Origin of the sequence: Nostoc sp. 'Peltigera membranacea cyanobiont' 210A (assembly GCF_002246015.1) — a bacterium.
Taxonomy (GTDB): Bacteria; Cyanobacteriota; Cyanobacteriia; order Cyanobacteriales; family Nostocaceae; genus Nostoc.
This window is the reverse complement of record NZ_NOLJ01000011.1, coordinates 157,411-179,229: the sequence shown is the minus strand read 5'-3', so window position 1 is coordinate 179,229 and position 21,819 is coordinate 157,411. Positions and strand designations below refer to the sequence as shown.

The following is a 21,819-nucleotide window of genomic DNA, read 5'->3' as shown; positions in this document are numbered from 1 at the left end:
AAGTTGGACGTTATTCCACCAGTATAAGTTTCAACTCTGTACAAACTTTACGTAGTAAGAATATTTAGTTGAATCTCAATATCCTTAGTGTTAATGAGATTTTGCCCTGGAGATTCCGTAATCCCTTTGATAAATTGGCTTAATTTTTTGCTTTTCAAGGAGGATTGGGCTTTAACTGAATCGTGTTCAGTCAATTTTTGCGATCTTTTATGATTTTATCGAACAGAATTCAGGAGTCAGGAGTCAGAATTCAGCAATGTTTTCTGACCGAAAAAGCGGATAGCGCTAACGGCAAGCGAGTCCGCGTACTCTTTCAGAGAAGCAAGCTACGCTTTTAGCGTCTCGTAGAGAGCGTCTTGATTTTGACTCCTGTTAGCGCAGCGGGGCGTAAGCCCATTCTGACTTCTGAATTCTTCTTCAATAAGTATATATACGACAATTAGAGTTTTAAGAGATTGTTTGTTAAGTCGTTGTACAAAATCTTAGATAAATACTATCGCCATAGTGTGGAATTAGTCTCAGTATCTTATGTGGCAATGTCTATGATGGTCACGTCACTTTGTGGAAGCAAGCGTCTCCAAGAGTTGTGCGGGCTACGCCTACGCTATTCTAAATAGTAGGAATTAATAGGCAAATTTATCTTTTTTAAACTAGCTTCAGTCACAACTACACCTTTCATATTGGTTAAGTTATTCTTAAAAGTTTTATATTCCTAAAAATGAACAGTCAACAGTCAATATTGGTTTTGACTATTGACTCTGACTGTTACTTTTCCTCTGCTTCCAAATTCAACTTATGCCAAATCTAAAAACAGCAGAAATGCATTTCTCTAAAGTTTTAATAGTCAGAAGCCTGACAATAAACTTCTCTTTAAATTCATCTATGGGAATTTTTTGTTTTGAATTCCCCCGCAGGAGGTTAAATCTATCGATTGTTTGCTCTAACAATGGGATTTTCTACAGACTCTCGATACCCTTGGACTTGTTCTGTGTAACCAATTGGCAGAACAGCTTCAACGTTTTCATGGGGACGAGCAATAATTACCCAGGATTCAAGTGTACCGCCATAAACATTTTCTGCGGCTTCAACACCAGCAGCCATAGCGGCTTTTACTTCAGAAACATCGCCACGAATATTAACTGTAAAGCGAGCGCTACCTACTCTGATATAACCAACGAGGGTAACTCGACCAGCTTTTACCATAGCATCTGCTGCTGCTAGCACCGCAGGAAAACCTTTAGTTTCAAGTGCTCCAACTGCCTGTAATGACATTATTAATCTCCTGTATGAATAAACTGGGGGCTACAAGTTAATTGTACGAAGCTTCGCTACAGATTTTGATAGCAAAATTGCTTAGAACATACGGAAAGGTTCTGATTCCTCAGTGAAATGGATTGGTAATATGGTTTCCACATTTTCTGGGGGATTAGGAACGATGTAGTAGGTAATTACTGTACCAACTTTTACTTCCTCTCCAGCTACGATTCCGGCTTCAACAGCTCTATTTACTTCAGAAACGTGTCCCCGGACGGCGACTAACAAGCGGGCACTTTCCGCTTGACCATAATACACAATTGTGACTGCGGCAGCTTTGACCATTGCATCTGCTGCTGCTAAGACACTCGGAAAACCTAAAGTTTCAATTACGCCAACCGCCATTGGCATGGCATTAGCTCCTGGATTAAGGGATAAGCGATTTTAATTGTACGTGGCTTTAGTCCCCATTTTTACATTTTGGAAAACTTTCTTTGATGCCATATTTTTTTTGGAGAGTGGAGAGGCGATTAATTGTGTCTGTCCTGTAAGCGATTAATCGCGTCTGTTGGGAGTTAGAATATTTTGATATTACCTGACTTATGTTTTATATATAAATTACAAATAATACTTCAGCATCTTAGGTTGTGTAACTTTATTGTTTAACAAAATCAGTTATGCGTGGAAGCAAGCTAGTACGATAAACTGAAATTTATGTTTCCGAATTTTCTTCCTACGGCAGTTGAGCAACTCACAGAACCTACTTCGATCGCACTAGCTCGGAGTATTCAAACAACTGCGATCGCTACTCCTTTAACTAATCAAGCAGTTACCACAACATTTGTCAAGCAAGGGTGTGGTGGAACTCCGATTTTATTAATTCACGGCTTTGACAGTTCTGTATTAGAATTTCGACGGCTTTTGCCACTGCTTTCTGAAGATAATGAAACTTGGGCAGTGGATTTATTGGGTTTTGGCTTTACAGATAGACTTTCAGGAATTGCCTATAGCCCAACTGCGATTAAAACCCATCTTTATTATTTCTGGAAAAGCCTAATTAACCAACCTGTAATTTTAGTGGGCGCTTCGATGGGCGGTGCGACGGCGATTGATTTTACGTTGGCTTATCCAGAAGCAGTCAAAAAGCTGGTGTTAATTGACAGTGCGGGGTTAGCAGGTGGTTCGCCATTGAGTAAATTCATGTTTTCCCCATTAGATTATTTAGCAACTCGGTTTTTGAGTAATATGAAGGTGCGCGATCGCGTTTCTCGCATTGGATATAAAAATCAAACTCTTGCCTCTATCGATGCGTTATGTTGTGGCGCATTACATCTACAAATGCCGAGTTGGAATCAAGCTCTGATTTCTTTCACTAAAAGTGGTGGTTACAGTGCTTTTAGATTCACAGCCATATCAAAAATTGTGCAACAAACGCTAATTTTGTGGGGCGATTCTGATAAAATTTTGGGTACTAAGGATGCTATAAGATTTAAAAGGGCAATTCCACACAGTACTCTCACGTGGATTCAAGATTGTGGTCATCTCCCACACTTGGAACAACCACAAATCACCGCGCAGCATATTTTAGACTTTTGTGGTCAACCCATTAGACTTCTTGCATAAATAAAAAGCCCTCACCCTAAATCCCTCTCCCAAGCTTGGGAGAGGGACTTTGAATTGGCTTCCCTTCTCCCAATACTGTTCGGTTCTGGTAGCGAAGGGAAGCCAATATTAACTGACGCTAGTCAAGTAACCACATCTCATTAGAACTATCGGGATACTCATTTGGTTGATTTTGAGGTTGATTTTGAGCGAGTGTTTCCGATGACCGATGTGATTTTTTGTAGTTAAGTGGATTGTAGTGGTCTTTTACTGGTTTGATCGCGCTATTTTCTTTGACAACAAGTTTAGATTTCTCTTCTGCTTTTTGTTCTACTTTTTGTTCTGCTTCTTTTTTGAAAGAATTAATTTCTTCTATAAGCAGGGAATTTGCTTCTGCAAGTTGCAGCGCTGTTTTTTTGGTCTCATCAAGTTCTTTTGCTAGCTGTTCTAGTAATGATTTTTGTTCTGATGAAAATGTTTTTTGTTTAGATAATTTTGATTGCAAATCAGTAATTTCTTGTCCAAGAGATGCTTCTTTTTTGTGGCTTGTTTCTAGATTACTTGTCAACTCTTTGACAGTTGCTTCTAAATCAGCTTTAGTAGGACTGCGCTTAGTAGAAGTTGGCTCAAGTGGTTCTCCTAACGATTCCTCATCATCTGAAGCTTGTTCTTCGACAATTTTTTCTGCTGTAACTTCGATCGCAGATTCACCTTCTGGGGGTGTAAATTTTTGCGCCTCTTCTTGTAGTAAGTCAGAGAGACTTTGTTTCCTAGCCATTATTATTTTCTCCAATCACGCTGTAATTCATCAGCTGCACGGCGGTAGTCTAATTCCGCCTCCCGTGCGTTTCCTCCCCGCCATTGAGTAATCGCTACACCTTCTAGTGCTGCTCGTTCATGAGCTTTATAGGCACGGATGAAGGTATTACAAGTAGGAATACCTAAGCGAGTCAGAGTGTTTTTTGCTTCTTGTGCTTCCCCCAGACTGCGCGTATCGACTTTGGTGAGCAATACCCGATGGGGGGTTCCCAAGGGGATGACGGCTTCCTTGACTGTTTCTACGAGGATTGCTAAATCCATTGCAGATGGGGGTGTTGGCAAAACTAGATAATCTGCGTTCGCAACTACCGCCACTAATGCTTCAGAGCGCAGGGCGGGAGGTGTATCCACCACTACTAAATCGTAACCTGTTATCTTTGCTAAATCACCTAAAAGTGCAGGATCGGTTTCTTGAGATAAATCAAATCCCATTCCCTGCTGACTGCGCCCAAACCACCAACTGGCAGAACCTTGAATATCTGCATCAATCAGCAGCACCTTTTTTTTCTTCGCAAAGTTTGCAGCCAGATTGACTGCGGTAGTCGTTTTACCGACTCCTCCTTTACCGTTGAGAATAGCGATGATTTTTGGCACTGCTTACTTCCGATGCTGCCTTTTGTTAGCGGTAGCGGGGCGTTTAGCCCGTGCTGAGTACTGTTAGCGGGAGCGGGGCGTTTAGCCCGTGCTGAGTGCTGAGTTAGGAGTAGAGAGGCGATTAATCGCGTCTGTACAAGAGTCATTATTATCCTCTTTGTCTTCTTTTTCAGTTCCCAGTTTCCAGTCCCTAGTCCCCAATCATGAATATACCGCTTTCTGTAACCCTAAGTAACATGAAAAGTCGTAACAATAAAATTCAGAAGCCATCAACTCCACAAAATTCTATGACAACTACTTACAATCTACCTGATGGGCCTCAAATGCCGCGCTGGCTAAGGATGATCAAGTTTATTACTCAGCCAGTGAAATATGTGGATGATTTTGCCCAAATCTACGGTGACACTTTTACGATCAGGAGTAGTAGCTCTGATAACCATCTTGTGTATTTTAGTCAACCCCAAGCACTTGAGCAGATTTTTACTGCTGATTCCAGCCATTTTGAGGTTGGGAGGGGGAACACAGGACTAAGATTTTTACTTGGCGATCGCTCCTTTATGTTAGCGGATGGCGATCGCCACCAGAGGCAACGGCAACTATTGGCTCCTCCCTTTCATGGCGAAAGGATGCGGGCTTACGGCGAGGAAATTCGGGAAATAACCCGACAGGTGACTAATGAATGGCAAATTGGTAAGCCTTTTAAGATCCGTGAGTCGATGCAAGAAATTACCTTGCGTGTTATTCTCCGGGTTGTATTTGGTTTGAATGATGGAGAACTGTTTGAGGAACTGAGGCGATCGCTAAGTGACTTACTAGACTTCATCACTTCGCCTGTAATGTCTAGCGCCTTCTTTTTCCAGTTCATGCAAAAAGATTTCGGTGCGTGGAGTCCGTGGGGTTGGGTTCTGCAACAACGGCAAAAAATCGATCGACTGATTTATGCTTTACTTCGAGAACGCCGGGCTGAACTCGATCGAGATCGCCAAGATATCCTAAGTTTGATGATGGCGGCTCGTTACGACGATGGTCAAGGGATGTCAGATGAAGAATTACACGACGAGTTAATGACGCTGCTAGTTGCGGGACATGAAACTACCGCTTCAGCATTGACATGGGCTTTTTACTGGATTGATCGTTTACCAGAGGTGCGTGAGAAGTTGCTAAAGGAACTCAACACCATTGGAGTTAACCACGATTTGAGTAGTGTAGGTAAATTGCCCTATTTGACAGCAGTTTGCCAAGAGACACTACGAATTTACCCAATTGTCATGACTGCTTTCCCGCGGATAGTGAAGACCCCAATTACAATTATGGGTTACGAACTGCGAGAAGGAACGTTAATAGTCCCCAGTATTTATTTAGCGCATCATCGGGAAGAAGTCTACCCACAATCCAAGCAGTTCAAACCAGAACGGTTTTTAGAAAGACAATATTCACCTTATGAATATTTACCCTTTGGCGGCGGTAATCGTCGCTGTATTGGGATGGCATTTGCCCAGTATGAAATGAAAATTGTCTTGGCAACTGTTTTGTCAGAATTTCAAGTTTCGCTAGTGAATAAACGTCCCGTGCGTCCTGTGCGCCGTGGGTTAACTTTAGCTGCACCAGCCGGAATGCGGATGGTTGCTACACATCAAGTTAAGCGTGCAAATACACCAGCGCTAGTTTAGGCAATTAGGGTGGGTATTAAAATGCCCATCCTAACTTCGCAATTTGCTAAGATAATCTCGTACCCGGTCAAGAAACACTCACATGAAAAAATACTATGTACTAAAAATTTATGCACATTATCAGTCGTGCAAGACTTGTTGAGTTCTGGGAAAAGCACTCTAATGCACAAACCAGCCTGCGGTTATGGTACAAACTGACATCTGTAGCAGAGTGGCAGAATTTGGTAGAGTTACACCAGGCTTTTCCCTCAGCCGATCAAGTCGGTAATTTCACAGTTTTTAACATAAGTGGTAATAATTATCGACTTATTACTTTAGTAGATTACAAATGCCAAAAAGTCTTTATTCGCCATATCTTGACACATGCCGAATATGACAAAGATGAGTGGAAAAATGATCTTTGGTTCGCTTGATGCTAACTATTATTTTAGGATAACAATTTTACAAATCATTTTTAGACCTTGAAGCCTCAAATATATAGATAGTAATATGAACATAATTCCTAAGTTATAATTAATTAAAATCCCCTATTAGGGATTGAAGCTCTGAGATATTTGGATAGTAATATGAGCATAAGTGTTTGAGTTCCAATTAATCAAAATCCCTATTAGGGATTGAAACAATCAAATATGTGGCAAAATGACCCCTGGAACACCTGTTACTAAAACGTATATTGAATTACTCAAATCATTTCCTCCTCGTCCTGTAACTTCCGAGGAAGAATTAGTGGCTACGCAAGAAGTCATTGATTCCTTGATTGATAAAGGTGAATTAACACCAGATGAACAAGACTATCTCAATGTTTTAGGTACTCTGGTTTATGAGTATGAACAAAAACATCATTCTATACCTGATATTCATGGCGTAGAATTACTTCAAGCAATGATTGCCGAATTTGGTTTGCGACAGAAAGACTTAATTCCTATCTTTAAAACCGAGTCTATTGTATCTGAAGTTTTGAGTGGACAGAGGAAGCTAACAGTTAACCATATTCGCAAACTTGCAGAGTTTTTTCATATTTCGCCTGCTGCTTTTTTTGAGTCATAAGAGGGAAAACTTTACAGATCCTTATTGCATCCAGACTTGACAGCAAGCCATCTGATGTAGCAAGATTCATTTAAGTCCCTTTCGTCCCACATCTCGCAGTGGGTAGGAGGCAATGCATGATTGGCAGTATTTCTTTAACCACGATCGCAGCAATTTAAATCAAGGCACTTACCGCATCTTTGAGCCGGAGTGGAAAGCAGAGATTCTCCACTGGTTCAGCCAAAAGGATGTAGATAAGCAGCAGAAAGAAGATTTTATCCAAGCTTTAATAGATTTTGATGACGGTTGCGGCGATTTTTATCGGTATCGCGCCTATTTTTTGGCGGCTGAGGCTTTATCCCAGTTCCCAGAATGTAGTTTGGGTGATGCAATTGTAGAACAACTGCTCAAATGGAGTTATGCCTATTTTCGGCAAGATAAGCGAGATTGGCAGATATTACCAAAACCATTGGTGAAGACAGCTAGAAAAACGCTGGAATTAACCGATAGAAAACGGGTAATTGCTGCTTTTGTGCATTTGGTTCATACTACAGAAAGTCGTTCAATTCTCCGCGTTGCAGCCGAGAAATTAGGAACACTCGATCCGGGTAATAAAAGTGCGATCGCTGCTTTAACTTTGTTAACACCAGTTGTTGAAAATACACAAACATTCTGCCAGATTAGTCAAAATCCTGGGGAAATACCAGTTGGTGATGAAACTGCGATCGCCTCGTTAGTCCAAACCATAGAGACAACATTGAGCGAAGAAATAAATTTTTTCGCAATCATGGATTTGGGAAAAATTGCTGTGGGTAATTCAATTGCGATCGCCGCATTAATTCACCTTATGGAGACGACACTAAATAAGGACAATTGTTGTTATGCGATCGCAGGTTTGGGAAAAATTGCTGTGGGCGATCAAACTGCGATCGCCTCCCTGATAAAATTCTTGCAAATCAACCAAGGTGATAAAATCTGCTTTGATGCAGCTCAGGCTTTATGGCAAATCGATCCAGGTAATGCAGTCGCACTCAAGAGTTTAGCCTATATCCTCGAAACTTCTGTAAGTGCATCTCTTATAAATCGCGTTGCAACGTATTTACTGAAAATCGATCCAGAATATAAAACTGCGATCGCTACAGGTAATAAGGTGGCTATTAAAATGTTATTCCAGATACTTGAAACTACTGAGCATCAAGCCTCTGAGGATGAATGGGAACGTTTGTATGCAGCCGAAGGTTTAGTGAAAATTGATTCAGGTAATCCAAAGGCGATCGCTACTTTATTCCAAATACGTGAAAGTAGTCAAAATAGATTCATGCGTTTGCAAGCATCTCAAAGTTTAGTAGATGCTATTCAAAATCTAGAACAACTCGATCTAGGCAATAAATTAGTTAAAGAGAGGCTAAAACAAGCTGTCCTTCTTCTTGTTCAGGACATTGAGAATTTTCAGGAATATGATGACTACGAAAACGAATTCAGCCTTAAACCCACACATCAACTATCTTATGAATCCTGTTTATTGGATATAGCAGAAAGCTTGACGAAAATCCTCCAAAGAGAACATTTATCACAAGTAGTCATAACCCTAAAAGACTATCTGAGTGAACAGTTCTACAAAAACAGTTCTTATCGCTACGAAGCTATGTTTAACATCATCTGGTATTGTGCCGAAAATCTAACTTACCCAGATTTCCACAAAGCAATCAACTAAACAACAAGCGCAGAGTTCTTCTCCTCCTCCGCGTTCCTCTGCGCTTCCCTCCGCGTCCCTTTGCGTTAAAAAACAATCTCCCCCCTCATCCTCTCTTCCAACACATCCAATAACCCATCCACATCCTTCCCAACTTCCTCAAAACAAATCGGTGGTGCTGGTTCCGGTGCAAACTGAATTAACTTAATTTCCCCCTTCCCAATCCCAATCATCACAACTTCTACATCCGGCTGATGATTCTCAACAATCCCCAAAATTTCTTGAAGCCGATTTTCAACCTTAATATTTAAATTTTCTATCTGTTCTTTCGGACAATAAACAAAATGCGGCGTTGGCTGCAAATCAATACCAACAGTACCCTGACTGTCACCATTTGCTAACCACAATCCCCAAAACAGCGCCGCCAACTCTTGCTGATTTGCTTTGACAAACTTATCCAACTGGCGACGCCACTTAGTATCACCTGATTCTGGTTGACTATTACCAAAAAACATAAATAATTCGTAATGAAGACACAGACAATAGGCGAAACTTATCTTAAACCTGACTGTACACGCCAGAGCCCGGAATAAATACCGTCTTTCTCCAGCAATTGCTCATGGGTTCCCGACTCTACTAATTTCCCATGTTCCATGACATAAATGCAATCGGCATTGCGGATAGTGGAAAGACGATGAGCGATCGCAATTGTAGTTCTATCTACTGTAATCCGTTCTAGCGATCGCTGGATTGCCGCTTCTGTCTCATTATCCACTGCCGAGGTCGCTTCATCTAAAATCAGAATGGGGGGATTCTTTAAGACTGCACGGGCGATCGCAATCCGTTGTCTTTGTCCACCAGATAACTTTTGTCCTCTTTCCCCCACAATTGTCTCATAACCTTCGGGCAATTCAATAATAAATTCGTGCGCCTCGGCTATCTTCGCTGCCGTGATGATTTCTTGCTCTCTAGTCTCAAAGCTGCCATAGGCAATATTCTCCGCTACAGTGCCATGAAATAGAAAGACATCCTGACTCACCAAACCGATGCAGCGCCGTAAATCTTGCAAATTCAAACTTTGCAAATCAATACCATCGAGAGTAATACTTCCAGCTTGCACCTCATACAACCGCAACAAGAGTTTGACTAAAGTGCTTTTACCAGAACCGGTAGAACCGACAATTGCAATAGTTTTCCCCGCCGGAATATCCAAAGACAGATTTTTAATTACTGGAAATCTATCTTTATAGGCAAAATAAACATTGTTAAATTGCACTTCCCCGCGCACTTCATCCACAGGTAACGCTACGTCACCTGTATGAATGGCGATAGGAGTATCTAATAAATTCATGACTCGATTAGTAGAAGCCATTGCCCTTTGATATTGGTCAAATGTTTCGCCTAATCTAGTTAAAGGCCACAGCAATCGCTGAATTAAAAAAACTAATACGCTGTAAGTACCTACAGACATTGCTCCCGAAACCGCAGCCATCCCGCCATACAAAAGTAATGCCGTGAACCCCACCAAAATCAGCATCCGAATTAGCGGGACAAAAGCAGCAGAAAGAGTAATTGCCTTAGAATTACTGCGGCGATAAGCGTCACTATCTAATTCCAAACGAGAGGCTTCATAAGCTTCAGATGTGAAACTTTTAATAGTAGTAATTCCGCTGATATTGTTTGACAACCGCGAATTCAGGAAACCTACCTTTTCTCGTACTTCGGCGTAGCGAGGTGCAAGTAATCGTTGGTAGGCAAAAGAACCCCAGAGGATAAATGGCATCGGTGACAAAGCCATCCACGCTACACTAGGAGCCAAAATAAAGAAAGCAGCGCCAATAATTAGAACAGTTGCAGAAACTTGGATGATATCATTCGCTCCCCCATCCAAAAACCGCTCTAATTGGTTAATATCATCACTGAGGATAGACATTAAACCGCCAGTGCTGCGTTCTTCAAAATAAGCCAATTCCAACTCTTGCAAATGTTTGTATGCATCCAAACGCAAGTCATGCTGAATATTCTGAGCCAAATTCCGCCAAAGTCGAGCATAGGCGTACTCAAAAACCGATTCTAGTATCCAAATGACCACAGTCAGGAAGGAAATAATCAAAAATTGTTGAAAGACATCCCGTACCCCTAACTGTGCAATTATGGAATCCTGTTGCTTGACTACCACATCCACCGCCACGCCAATTAAGCCGGGTGGTGCTAAGTCGAAAAATTTATTGAGGGTAGAATAAGTAGTCGCCAGCCAAATTTGTTTACGATACTGGTGTCCATACTCAAGCAAACGCTGGAGAGGATGCGCTGAATGTTTACGCCTTCTTGATGCCCGATGAGATTTTAATACAGTAGCCACGGCTTTTTGCGGTTTCGTGTCACTGATATTACCACGGAACAAAGTCTTGAGTCCTAAGTCCTGAGTCTGAAGATTGATTCAGACAGACTAATGAGAAACTTAAATTGGGGACTGGGGATTGGGGACTGGGGNCTGGGGACTGGGAGCAGGGGGAGAATAACTAATGACAAATGACAAATGACAAATGACCAATGACAAATGACAAATGACAAATGACCAATGACTAACTAAATATTGGAGAGAGGAATTTGAAAAATCAGCAATTTGGTAATTGGCAAACCACAGTTTTCGGAATTGTGTTAGCAATACTAGTGATTATTGGGTTAAATTCCTTTATCATTATTAACCCAGGACAAGCAGGAGTAATCAGCATCTTGGGTAAAGCGAGAGATGGCGCTTTATTGGAAGGTATTCACGTGAAACCGCCTTTTATCACTGTGATAGATGTGTATGATTTAACAGTGCAAAAATTTGAAGTACCAGCGGAGAGTTCCACTAAAGATTTGCAAAATTTATCTGCGAGATTTGCGATTAACTTTCGCCTCGATCCGGTAAAGGTAGTTGAAGTTAGAAGAAAACAAGGAACATTAGAAAATATTGTATCAAAAATCATTGCCCCTCAAACACAAGAAGCATTTAAAATTGCCGCAGCCAGAAGAACAGTAGAAGAAGCGATTACCAAACGAAGTGAATTGAAAGAAGACTTCGATCAAGCTTTAGGCGATCGCTTAGACAAATATGGGATAATTGTATTAGATACTAGCGTCGTTGATTTAGCATTCTCGCCAGAATTTGCCAGAGCAGTCGAAGAAAAGCAAATTGCTGAACAACGGGCACAAAGAGCCGTTTACGTAGCACGGGAAGCTGAACAAGAAGCACAAGCAGATATTAATCGAGCCAAAGGTAGGGCAGAAGCTCAAAGACTCTTAGCAGAGACACTCAAAGCCCAAGGAGGACAGTTAGTTCTGCAAAAAGAAGCCATTGAAGCTTGGAAGACTGGCGGCGCTCAGATGCCCAAAGTCCTGGTTATGGGTAATGACTCCAAAAATGGCGTACCCTTTATATTCAACCTTGGGAATGTCCAAAATCAACCGTAAAAGGGAAGTGGGCATGAGATAACAAGGTCTAAGATTATGGAATTTGCTCTGACCTCAGACAAATTTTACAATATATTGGACTATTTCCAATTCAAAATCTAAAATCCAAAATGGGATAAGTTGGGCTAGTACAGGTTGGTGTAAATAAACCTACTATTTCATTACAGCCAGAAAGCCCGAAATTAAAGCATGAGTGACTTTTGACTTCCGCCTTGCGGTACTAGTCCCAACTCAAACACCACAGAAAAACCAACCAGATAATAGTCGAAGTTTATGTCAACCCCCAATCCTCAGAATCTCACCGCCGAAGAAGCGAAAAAATTACTGAACAAATTCAACTGTCTAGACATTGCCCCTATACTCAACTCATCAGAAAAAGTAGTAATTCGTAATGCCTTAATTTTGCTCGCCAAGCTTACTGATTACCAAATTTTAGGAATTTGTGCTGATACAGCAGAAGAAGGAATATTGGCGATGAAGACCTATTCTTTGGCTTTGGGTTATGAACCACCAAATAATTTACTGACACCCGAAGGTCCAGTTTATATCAAATTAAATGGTAAAAATGGCTTGTGTTATCTTGATTCCTATGATGGACATCATCGTGGTGTACTAGTATCTTGCCAGTCTTATGACGAAGATGGAATCAACGAAATGTATGGACACCTTCCCTTGGACTTATTTGTATAAAATTCGGCAATGTAGGTAAGGTATTTGTCTTACCTACTCACTAATGAAAAATAATTAATGACTTCAATCTTATGAGTATTATTACACTACAATCAGTAAAAAAAGACTTTGGTATCAAGGAAATTTTAAAAGATGCGAGCTTTAGCCTTGATGCTACGGATAAAGTTGGATTAATTGGTACTAACGGTTCTGGGAAATCAACCTTATTAAAAATGATCGCCGGGTTAGAATCCATTGATAGCGGTCAAATTTTAATTAACTCCGGTTCTAAAATCATCTACTTACCGCAGCAGCCAGATTTAGATGAAAATCACACAGTTTTAGAGCAAGTTTTCGCTGACAGTGGCGAACATACAGCTTTAGTACGCGAGTATGAAGAACTTTCTGATAAATTGGTTCACTATCCAGATGATAGTCAACTGATGTCTCGCCTTTCTGTGGTGATGCAACGGATGGATACGAGTGGTGCTTGGGAACTAGAAACTAATGCCAAAATCATCCTCACAAAATTAGGAATTTCTGACTTTGATGCCAAGATAAGTACTTTATCTGGAGGCTATCGCAAGCGCATTGCTTTAGCATCAGCTTTGCTATCAGAACCAGATGCTTTGCTCATGGATGAACCGACAAACCATCTTGATGCTCTTTCTGTAGAGTGGTTACAAAGTTATTTAAATCGCTATCGCGGCGCATTGTTTTTGATTACTCACGATCGCTACTTTCTAGATCGCGTTACCAATCGGATCGTGGAAATCGACCGAGGCGACATTTACACTTATACAGGTAACTATTCATATTACCTCGAAAAGAAAGCTTTAGCTGAAGAATCTGCTGTAAGTAGTCAACGCAAACACCAAGGCTTGTTGCGGCGTGAGTTAGAATGGCTCAAAAAAGGGCCGAAAGCCAGAAGTACCAAGCAAAAAGCTAGAATTGACCGCGCTCACGCTCTGCGGGATACTGAATTTAAACAAGTTCAGGGTAAAGTTGATATTTCGACAGTTGGTCGTCGCATTGGTAAAAAAGTTATTGAATTAGATAACGTTTCTAAGGCATACAATGGACGCACTCTGATTAATAATTTCACCTACGAATTTAGTCCAGAAGACCGCATCGGCATTATTGGCGCTAATGGTGCTGGTAAATCCACTTTAATGGATATCATTACTGGACGGGTTAAGCCAGATTCCGGCATTGCAGAAATTGGTACTACAATTCACATCGGTTATTTTGACCAGCATTCGGAAGAATTGCTCACAGCTTTAAACGAAAGTCAGCGCGTGATTGACTACATCAAAGAAGAAGGTGAATTTATCAAAATTACCGATGGAACTCAAATTAGTGCTTCGCAAATGTTGGAGCGGTTTTTGTTTCCTGGTAATCAGCAGTATGCCCCAATTAGTAAACTTTCGGGTGGGGAAAAACGCCGTTTATTTCTGTTGCGGGTTTTGATGGGTGCGCCCAATGTCTTAATTTTAGATGAACCGACAAACGATTTAGATGTTCAGACCTTGGCAGTATTAGAGGATTATTTAGAAGATTTTGCCGGGTGTGTAATCGTAGTTTCTCACGATCGCTACTTTCTTGATCGCACCATAGACACAGTATTTTCCTTTGAGGAAGGCGGTAATCTGCGGCAATATCCAGGTAATTACTCGATTTATCTGGACTATAAGAAGGCTGAAGAGGCACAGCTACAGGCTGCGAACGCTAAGGAGAAGCCTAAAAATGTTGAAACCCAAAATGGTGCGGCTTCACCCAAGGATGTAGAGAATACCAAGCGGCGGAGGTTATCCAATTGGGAGAAAAAAGAATTTGAGCAGTTGGAAGGTAAAATTGCCGAGTTAGAGGCTGAGAAGGCGGAAACCGAGAAAACACTAGCGAATGTTTCACCGGGTAATTATAGCCAAGTGCAGAAATTGTATGATCATGTAGAAAAGCTCAAGCACGCGATCGATGTGGCAACTGAACGCTGGTTAGAATTGGCAGAGATGGAGTCTTGAAATTACCAGCTAGTAAGCCACGGCGTAAATAAACCACTCATTCAAAATCAATGAAATGCTTACACTGTATTCATTTTTAATTTTTAATTCCGCTTTGCGGTACTAGTGGGGTGGCAGGGTAAGCTCATCTAATTTGGTATGATATGAACTTGACAAATTAAAGAAGATAAGGATAAAAAACGCACTTGACAACTGAGCAAGAGAGATCGCTAGAACTCATGGAGGAAATATTAGCGTCACCAGTGAAATCGTTGTTGGTAGCTGCTTTCAGGTACGTTTGCCATTAGCTTCTTAGTTTAATTATTAGGGTTTTGCCGAGTTTTTTTACCAAATAAACCAGACATATTTAATCCTGTCACCAACAATCCCAGAAGTCCTAATCCATTCAAAATTGGGTAGATTCCTTGCAGATGAAAGATTTCGCCTGTATGGATACTTAAGAGGAAGCTAGCTGGAACTCCTATACTCATAGACCACTCGCGGACAAAGGTTGTTAATATCCCAGTCAGCACGGTTAACATCAGTGGCACAGATAAGATGATGCCAAGGATACGATGATACTTACGAAATGAACGTTTCATGGTATTTTTCCTGTCAGTAGAAACTTTTTCCCAATACAATGTAGGCTCAATATCACCTGAAATGCAAATGAGATGAGAAAAATCGAGTCTTTTCAGACAAGACTCGAAGTCAGTAATTGGTGTGAGTAGTCTTGATAGACTCCGTGCTTAAGTTAAAGCACAGCAAGTAAAAAACTCGGAAAGAGAAAATATTGGTTCTTTCCAAGTTTTTTACCTTGATAGCATTAATATTTGAATGACAAAAATATTAGGTAATATTTTTGTTCATAGTCAGCGTAAAATATGAACGCTAGTACAAGTTGGCGGAAATAAACCTACTATTTCATTACCGCTATAAAGCCCAAAATTAAAGCATGAGTGACTTTTGAATTTTGATTTCCGCCTTGCGGTACTAATCTACACAAACGAGTTTTGATGAGGAGTTTAGAATGAATCGTTTTAATCCAGTACTGATAGTTGCTGCAATCAGCCTAATGACTTTGGTTGGATGCAATAAGGGTGACGAACCTACTGCACAGACACCACCTGCTGGGAGTTCTATCTCTGATACAGCAGCCACTCCTGCTGCGACAACTAGCCCTGGTGCAGCAGCAACTCCCGCTAAAACAACCGAATTTCAAGGTCTACAAGGTGTTGTTACCAATACTAAAGTCGCAGTTGAGGCGGGAGATTTTACCAAAGCTAAAGGGGAATTTGATAAATTTGAAGATTTTTGGTCAAAGGTTGAGGATGGAGTTAAAGCTAAATCTCCCACTACCTACAAAGAAATTGAAGATAAAGCCGATGAGATTGAGGCAGGACTGAAAGCCTCTGCACCAAATAAACCGAAATTGTCAACAGCTTTAGGGGTTCTTAACAAGGATGTCACTAGTGTTGCCAAGCCTTAAGAGCCAAATACATAGACTGAGTATTTGTTGGCAAGTGTGCTAGTAGTACGTCAAGTTGAAATTGATGGATAAGCAAGTTTGCAGTAAGGATTTTAGTCCTGATTATTTTAAGCACTAAAGTGCTTACTACAAACCTTCAAGATTAACTTAGACACTGTGCCGAACTGGAAAAGCATCAGTTTTCTACCACTACTAAACTCAATGGTGAAGCGATTTTTGCAGTGGCAGGTGTTGTGTCAGGAGATAATGTCAGGGGAGACAAAATCAATCGAAATCCTATTTTAGGCGATCGCACTTCCACAACACGCTACTATCTCTGATAAACTGCGTAGTTGACAGCCGTCGGCATCGCCTCTGCTTAACACACCCTACCATTTCATCTTTTACTTTTGAGCTTTGGAGAATCATTTTTCTCCTTTTTATCCTGCAAGCTGCGAATTTTAACCAGCACTGAAATATATTGTTGAGTCATCCAAATCAACGCCTCAATGGATGAGTTACCTTGGTCGATTCGGCTTTTAGTTTGGAAGCCAATTAAGAATAGTTGCATTGCCAGCAACAAAGCAATGGTTTTACCGAGAATTTGACGGACTTGCATTTGGTTATGTCCCAAAGAGTTGATAGATATAGGTTCTCTTTGGGGTTGTGTCCCTAAGCAAATACCCCAATGTCGCTGAAAATGCCTTAGAATCTGGATTACATGAGTTTGGGGTGGTAGTTTCAATCTGGGGTAGCCCCAAACTTCTTACTCAATTTTTTGGATGTAATGCCACGAGAATCTACTAAAGGCCCTGTAATTCAAAAGCGAGTCAAGCGTCTGCTAGAGGCGTTGCTTTGTTTTGTCGATTGGGAATTTGAGGATGGTAACTTTAAAATTGAGTCCGACTGGAAAGAAGCAGACAGCGTTAACCCCAAGCTGACTGTGCAGACTACGTTAGTCGTGTTGGAGTTGCTGACGCAAAAAGATAAATATCCTGGCAAGTTAACTAAAGCGCAAATTCGAGAAGCGCTGAATTTGCTCAAGGATTTTTTGAAGATTCTGGAAGATAACCGTCTGCAAACCAAGGGTGTTGAGGAATGGCACTTTACACTCAAGCTATGGTCAAGAGATAGGGAAAGGAACTTAAAACGGTTTGATGAGGCTTGGGAAAGTAGTAGACCAGAGAAATCGAAATTAAATAACCCCTCTCCAAACCTCTCCCCCACAGGGAGAGAGGCTTTGAATTTTCCCCATTCCCTTGTAGGGAAGGGGGTTAGGGGGTTAGGTCACACAAGTATATTTCAAGCGCCACCTTTACCCACATACTTTGTAGAACGCCCAGAGTATAGCGATGATTTAAAGACTCGTCTTTTAAATGGTTCATCGTCTGATAGTCGCACTTTAGTAATTACTGCGATTCACGGTTTGGGTTCGGTGGGCAAATCTACTTTAGCTGCGGCTTTAGCCCATAATGCAGAAATACAATCTCGTTTTTGTGATGGCATTCTTTGGGCAACATTAGGTCAACAACCCAATGTGCTTGCTTTACTTAGTGGCTGGGTGCAAGCATTAGGAGACTATAGCTTTAAACCTACAAGTGTAGAAGCAACTTCCTCGCATTTGCGGACTCTGCTTTATGACAAGGCTGTGTTGCTGGTGGTGGATGATGCTTGGAATACCGAAGATGCACAAGCGTTTAATTTTGGTGGTGCGCGTTGTCAAGTTTTAGTAACTACTCGTGAAGGTCACATTGCCGATGCCTTAGCAGCCAACACCTACAGTCTGGATATAATGAAACCAGACCAGGCAATGGAATTGCTGACGAAGAAATTAAGACGCGGGATTACAGGCATAGAACGTCACTCAGCAGAAAATTTAGCCAAAGGTGTTGGTTATCTTCCCCTAGCATTGGAACTTGCAGCCGCCGAAGTTGCCTGTGGTACAACTTGGAATGAACTGTTGGCGGATATTCAGCAAGAAGTAGCCAGATTAACAAGTTTTGACCGACCGGAAGCCGAAGAAATTACTGATGAGGCTAGTTTAAAACGCCTGAGTTTAACGGCATCATTAAATTTGAGTGTCAAGAGAATGCCACCAGAAAAGCAGCAGCATTTCTCTTGGTTAGGGGTATTGCCGGAGGATGTCAACATTAATAAGATGATGGCAGCAACGCTGTGGGAAATGGATAAGCGTGATGCTGCCAAGATGTTGCAATATTTACGGAATAAAGCATTGCTATTAACAGGAGTACCGCTTGCTGATGGTATGCCTACCTATCGCTTACATGACTTATTCCACGATTTAGCTTGTAATTTGTTAACTGCTCCCTCTGAGCCAAAGCGCCCAGGAGATTTGGCTGGGTTGGGTTTAAACCTTGCTGATGTTCACGCTGCTTTTTTAAAGAAGTATCGGCAGAAAACCCAGAATGGTTTATGGCATACTTTACTCGATGATGCTTACATTCATCAGTATTTAGTTTGGCATTTGGAAAAGGCTGGACAGTTAGAAGAGATTCACCAGTTATTGCAGGAAGAGTCTGCAACTGGAAGCAATGGCTGGTATGAAGTGCGAGAACAATTGGCACAAACTGGCGGTTACATCACAGATATTTCTCGTGCCTGGGAACTAGCAGAAGCGAATCGGACTGAATCAACACTAAGCTTGCAGTGCCGCTATGCTTTGATTACTGCATCGATGAATAGTTTGGCAGCTAATCTACCAGCAAATCTGCTGGTAGCGTTGGTCAAAAACAAGATGTGGACTCCCGAACAAGGACTAGCTTATGCCCTGCAAAAACCAGAACCACAAGAGAAAATCGACTCGCTGACAGAACTAGTTAATTATTTGCCACCAAATCTTCAAGAATTAGCATTACAAAAAGCCCTTGCTGCTGCCAGGGCGATTCAGCATGAGGATTATCGTGCCAAAGCCTTGAGTGCCTTAGCTGACAAACTACCGTCAGAGTTATTGCCAAAAGCCCTTGCTGCTGCCAGGGCGATTCAGGATGAGTATTATCGTGCCAATGCCTTGAGTGCCTTAGCTGACAAACTACCGCCAGAGTTATTGCCAGAAGCCCTTGCTGCTGCCAGGGCGATTCAGGATGAGTATTATCGTGCCAATGCCTTGAGTGCCTTAGCTGACAAACTACCAGAGTTATTGCCAGAAGCCCTTGCTGCTGCCAGGGCGATTCAGCATGAGGATTATCGTGCCAAAGCCTTGAGTGCCTTAGCTGACAAACTACCAGAGTTATTGCCAGAAGCCCTGGCAGCAGCAAGGGCGATTCAGCATGAGTATTATCGTGCCAATGCCTTGAGTACCTTAGCTGACAAACTACCGCCAGAGTTATTGCCAGAAGCCTTTGCTGCTGCCAGGGCGATTCAGCATGAGTATTATCGTGCCAATGCCTTGAGTACCTTAGCTGACAAACTACCGCCAGAGTTATTGCCAGAAGCCCTTGCTGCTGCCAGGGCGATTCAGCATGAGGATTATCGTGCCAAAGCCTTGAGTGCCTTAGCTGACAAACTACCAGAGTTATTGCCAGAAGCCCTTGCTGCTGCCAGGGCGATTCAGGATGAGAATTATCGTGCCAATGTCTTGAGTGCCTTAGCTGACAAACTGCCACCAGAGTTATTGCCAGAAGCCCTTGCTGCTGTCAGGGCGATTCAGCATGAAGATTATCGTGCCAAAGCCTTGAGTGCCTTAGCTGACAAACTACCAGAGTTATTGCCAGAAGCCCTTGCTGCTGCCAGGGCGATTCAGTCTGAGTCAAATCGTGCTAATGCCTTGAGTGCCTTAGCTGACAAACTACCGCCAGAGTTATTGCCAGAAGCCCTTGCTGCTGCCAGGACGATTCAGTCTGAGTCAAATCGTGCCAATGCCTTGAGTGCCTTAGCTGACAAACTACCAGAGTTATTGCCAGAAGCCCTTACTGCTGCCAGGGCGATTCAGTCTGAGTCAAATCGTGCCAATGCCTTGAGTGCCTTAGCTGACAAACTACCAGAGGTTTTGCCAGAAGCCCTTGCTGCTGCCAGGGCGATTCAGTCTGAGTCAAATCGTGCCAATGCCTTGAGTGCCTTAGCTGACAAACTACCAGAGGTTTTGCCAGAAGCCCTTGCTGCTGCCAGGGCGATTCAGGATGAGAATTCTCGTACCTATGCCTTGAGTGCCTTAGCTGAGAAACTGCCAGAAGTTTTGCCAGAAGCCCTTGCTGCTGCCAGGGCGATTCAGTCTGAGGATTCTCGTGCCTATGCCTTGAGTGCCTTAGCTGAGAAACTGCCACCAGAGTTATTGCCAGAAGCCCTTGCTGCTGCCAGGGCGATTCAGGATGAGAATTATCGTGCCAATGCCTTGAGTGCCTTAGCTGACAAACTACCAGAGGTTTTGCCAGAAGCCCTTGCTGCTGCCAGGGCGATTCAGGATGAGAATTCTCGTACCTATGCCTTGAGTGCCTTAGCTGAGAAACTGCCAGAAGTTTTGCCAGAAGCCCTTGCTGCTGCCAGGGCGATTCAGTCTGAGGATTCTCGTGCCTATGCCTTGAGTGCCTTAGCTGAGAAACTGCCACCAGAGTTATTGCCAGAAGCCCTTGCTGCTGCCAGGGCGATTCAGGATGAGAATTATCGTGCCAATGCCTTGAGTGCCTTAGCTGACAAACTACCAGAGGTTTTGCCAGAAGCCCTTGCTGCTGCCAGGGCGATTCAGGATGAGAATTCTCGTACCTATGCCTTGAGTGCCTTAGCTGAGAAACTGCCAGAGGTTTTGCCAGAAGCTCTTGCTGCTGCCAGGGCGATTCAGGATGAGAATTCTCGTGCCTATGCCTTGAGTGCGTTAGCTGAGAAACTGCCAGAAGTTTTGCCAGAAGCCCTTGCTGCTGCCAGGGCGATTCAGTCTGAGAATTCTCGTGCCTATGCCTTGAGTGCCTTAGCTGAGAAACTGCCACCAGAGTTATTGCCAGAAGCCCTTGCTGCTGCCAGGGCGATTCAGTCTGAGGATTCTCGTGCCTATGCCTTGAGTGCCTTAGCTGAGAAACTGCCACCAGAGTTATTGCCAGAAGCCCTTACTGCTGCCAGGGCGATTCAGTCTGAGAATTCTCGTGCCAAAGCCTTGAGTGCCTTAGCTGACAAACTACCAGAGGTTTTGCCAGAAGCCCTTGCTGCTGCCAGGGCGATTCAGTCTGAGAATTCTCGTGCCAAAGCCTTGAGTGCCTTAGCTGAGAAACTGCCACCAGAGTTATTGCCAGAAGCCCTTGCTGCTGCCAGGGCGATTCAGTCTGAGAATTATCGTGCCAATGCCTTGAGTGCCTTAGCTTCTGGTTTGTCGCAAATGCCAATTGCCGAACTTTTGCCCCTTTGGCGAGATACACTTCATCAAGTCTCTCTTCGTACTCGCCCTAATTTGCTGCAAGATATCAAGGCATTATTTCCAGTTATATTTGCATTAGGTGGTGAAGCAGCAACGGCAGAAGTTGCCCGCGCTATTGTAGATGTGGCGCAATGGTGGAAATAATTTGTAATACTTCTCTACGAGAGGCTGCGCCAACGGCTACGCTCAGTACAAATTCGTAATTC

18 protein-coding genes are annotated in these 21,819 nt (G+C 42.5%); 10 read left to right on the top strand and 8 right to left on the bottom strand.

The genetic code is table 11. From position 1 onward, the window contains the following. Positions 1 to 924 precede the first annotated feature (924 nt). The gene (locus CDG76_RS29715) at positions 925 to 1,272 is read right to left on the bottom strand and encodes a carbon dioxide-concentrating mechanism protein CcmK (protein ID WP_094352433.1); all 348 of its coding nucleotides are present in this window, start codon (positions 1,270 to 1,272) and stop codon (positions 925 to 927) included. A gap of 81 nt (positions 1,273 to 1,353) precedes the next feature. Continuing rightward, positions 1,354 to 1,665, bottom strand: coding sequence for a BMC domain-containing protein (locus CDG76_RS29710; protein ID WP_094352432.1), 312 nt, complete (start codon positions 1,663 to 1,665; stop codon positions 1,354 to 1,356). A gap of 303 nt (positions 1,666 to 1,968) precedes the next feature. Between CDG76_RS29710 and CDG76_RS29705 the strand changes: the two genes are divergently transcribed. Next, positions 1,969 to 2,877, top strand: coding sequence for an alpha/beta fold hydrolase (locus CDG76_RS29705; protein WP_094352431.1), 909 nt, complete (start codon positions 1,969 to 1,971; stop codon positions 2,875 to 2,877). A 118-nt stretch (positions 2,878 to 2,995) separates the two neighbouring features. On the opposite strand, the gene CDG76_RS29700 is transcribed toward CDG76_RS29705, so the two are convergent. Both CDG76_RS29700 and CDG76_RS29695 read right to left on the bottom strand, forming a co-directional pair. After that, the gene (locus CDG76_RS29700) at positions 2,996 to 3,634 is read right to left on the bottom strand and encodes a hypothetical protein (RefSeq protein ID WP_094352430.1); all 639 of its coding nucleotides are present in this window, start codon (positions 3,632 to 3,634) and stop codon (positions 2,996 to 2,998) included. 2 nt (positions 3,635 to 3,636) lie between these two features. Continuing rightward, on the bottom strand, positions 3,637 to 4,269 hold the full coding sequence (locus CDG76_RS29695) for a ParA family protein (RefSeq protein ID WP_094352429.1): 633 nt from the start codon (positions 4,267 to 4,269) through the stop codon (positions 3,637 to 3,639). A gap of 287 nt (positions 4,270 to 4,556) precedes the next feature. Here CDG76_RS29695 and CDG76_RS29690 point away from each other — a divergent pair, with 287 nt between their 5' ends. The 4 genes from CDG76_RS29690 to CDG76_RS29675 all read left to right on the top strand — a co-directional run bounded on the left by CDG76_RS29690 (position 4,557) and on the right by CDG76_RS29675 (position 8,679). Then, the gene (locus CDG76_RS29690; protein ID WP_094352428.1) at positions 4,557 to 5,939 is read left to right on the top strand and encodes a cytochrome P450; all 1,383 of its coding nucleotides are present in this window, start codon (positions 4,557 to 4,559) and stop codon (positions 5,937 to 5,939) included. Between the two features lie 110 nt (positions 5,940 to 6,049). Further along, positions 6,050 to 6,352 carry a type II toxin-antitoxin system HigB family toxin gene (locus CDG76_RS29685; protein ID WP_094352427.1) on the top strand — a complete coding sequence of 101 codons (303 nt, stop codon included), beginning with the start codon at positions 6,050 to 6,052 and terminating at the stop codon, positions 6,350 to 6,352. A gap of 226 nt (positions 6,353 to 6,578) precedes the next feature. Continuing rightward, entirely contained in the window at positions 6,579 to 6,986 is a 408-nt protein-coding gene (locus tag CDG76_RS29680; protein ID WP_094352426.1) for a helix-turn-helix domain-containing protein, read from the top strand. Between the two features lie 112 nt (positions 6,987 to 7,098). Next, the gene (locus CDG76_RS29675) at positions 7,099 to 8,679 is read left to right on the top strand and encodes a HEAT repeat domain-containing protein (RefSeq protein ID WP_094352425.1); all 1,581 of its coding nucleotides are present in this window, start codon (positions 7,099 to 7,101) and stop codon (positions 8,677 to 8,679) included. Positions 8,680 to 8,744: 65 nt separating this feature from the next. Here CDG76_RS29675 and ccmS read toward each other — a convergent pair whose 3' ends face one another. Together ccmS and CDG76_RS29665 are read right to left on the bottom strand one after the other, a co-directional pair. After that, positions 8,745 to 9,173, bottom strand: a complete 429-nt coding sequence (gene ccmS / locus CDG76_RS29670; protein WP_094352424.1) for a beta-carboxysome assembly chaperone CcmS — start codon at positions 9,171 to 9,173, stop codon at positions 8,745 to 8,747. Positions 9,174 to 9,211: 38 nt separating this feature from the next. Then, positions 9,212 to 11,020 (bottom strand): ABC transporter ATP-binding protein, encoded by a 1,809-nt coding sequence (locus tag CDG76_RS29665; RefSeq protein WP_094352423.1) that lies wholly within the window; start codon positions 11,018 to 11,020, stop codon positions 9,212 to 9,214. A 248-nt stretch (positions 11,021 to 11,268) separates the two neighbouring features. Between CDG76_RS29665 and CDG76_RS29660 the strand changes: the two genes are divergently transcribed. The 3 genes from CDG76_RS29660 (at position 11,269) to CDG76_RS29650 (ending at position 14,807) form a co-directional block, all read left to right on the top strand. Then, on the top strand, positions 11,269 to 12,117 hold the full coding sequence (locus tag CDG76_RS29660; protein WP_190241024.1) for a prohibitin family protein: 849 nt from the start codon (positions 11,269 to 11,271) through the stop codon (positions 12,115 to 12,117). 273 nt (positions 12,118 to 12,390) lie between these two features. After that, positions 12,391 to 12,807 (top strand): DUF1824 family protein, encoded by a 417-nt coding sequence (locus tag CDG76_RS29655; protein WP_094352421.1) that lies wholly within the window; start codon positions 12,391 to 12,393, stop codon positions 12,805 to 12,807. Between the two features lie 71 nt (positions 12,808 to 12,878). Beyond that, positions 12,879 to 14,807 carry an ABC-F family ATP-binding cassette domain-containing protein gene (locus CDG76_RS29650; RefSeq protein ID WP_094352420.1) on the top strand — a complete coding sequence of 643 codons (1,929 nt, stop codon included), beginning with the start codon at positions 12,879 to 12,881 and terminating at the stop codon, positions 14,805 to 14,807. Positions 14,808 to 15,103: 296 nt separating this feature from the next. Here CDG76_RS29650 and CDG76_RS29645 read toward each other — a convergent pair whose 3' ends face one another. Further along, positions 15,104 to 15,388 (bottom strand): peptidase, encoded by a 285-nt coding sequence (locus CDG76_RS29645; RefSeq protein WP_094352419.1) that lies wholly within the window; start codon positions 15,386 to 15,388, stop codon positions 15,104 to 15,106. 428 nt (positions 15,389 to 15,816) lie between these two features. Between CDG76_RS29645 and CDG76_RS29640 the strand changes: the two genes are divergently transcribed. Next, positions 15,817 to 16,275: a DUF4363 domain-containing protein gene (locus tag CDG76_RS29640; protein ID WP_094352418.1), complete on the top strand. Its 459-nt coding sequence runs from the start codon at positions 15,817 to 15,819 to the stop codon at positions 16,273 to 16,275. Between the two features lie 376 nt (positions 16,276 to 16,651). On the opposite strand, the gene CDG76_RS38720 is transcribed toward CDG76_RS29640, so the two are convergent. Further along, complete coding sequence (locus CDG76_RS38720) at positions 16,652 to 16,999, bottom strand: hypothetical protein (protein ID WP_223265447.1); 348 nt, start codon at positions 16,997 to 16,999, stop codon at positions 16,652 to 16,654. A 42-nt stretch (positions 17,000 to 17,041) separates the two neighbouring features. Here CDG76_RS38720 and CDG76_RS29630 point away from each other — a divergent pair, with 42 nt between their 5' ends. Beyond that, positions 17,042 to 21,757, top strand: coding sequence for an NB-ARC domain-containing protein (locus tag CDG76_RS29630; protein WP_094352417.1), 4,716 nt, complete (start codon positions 17,042 to 17,044; stop codon positions 21,755 to 21,757). Positions 21,758 to 21,819 lie beyond the last annotated feature (62 nt).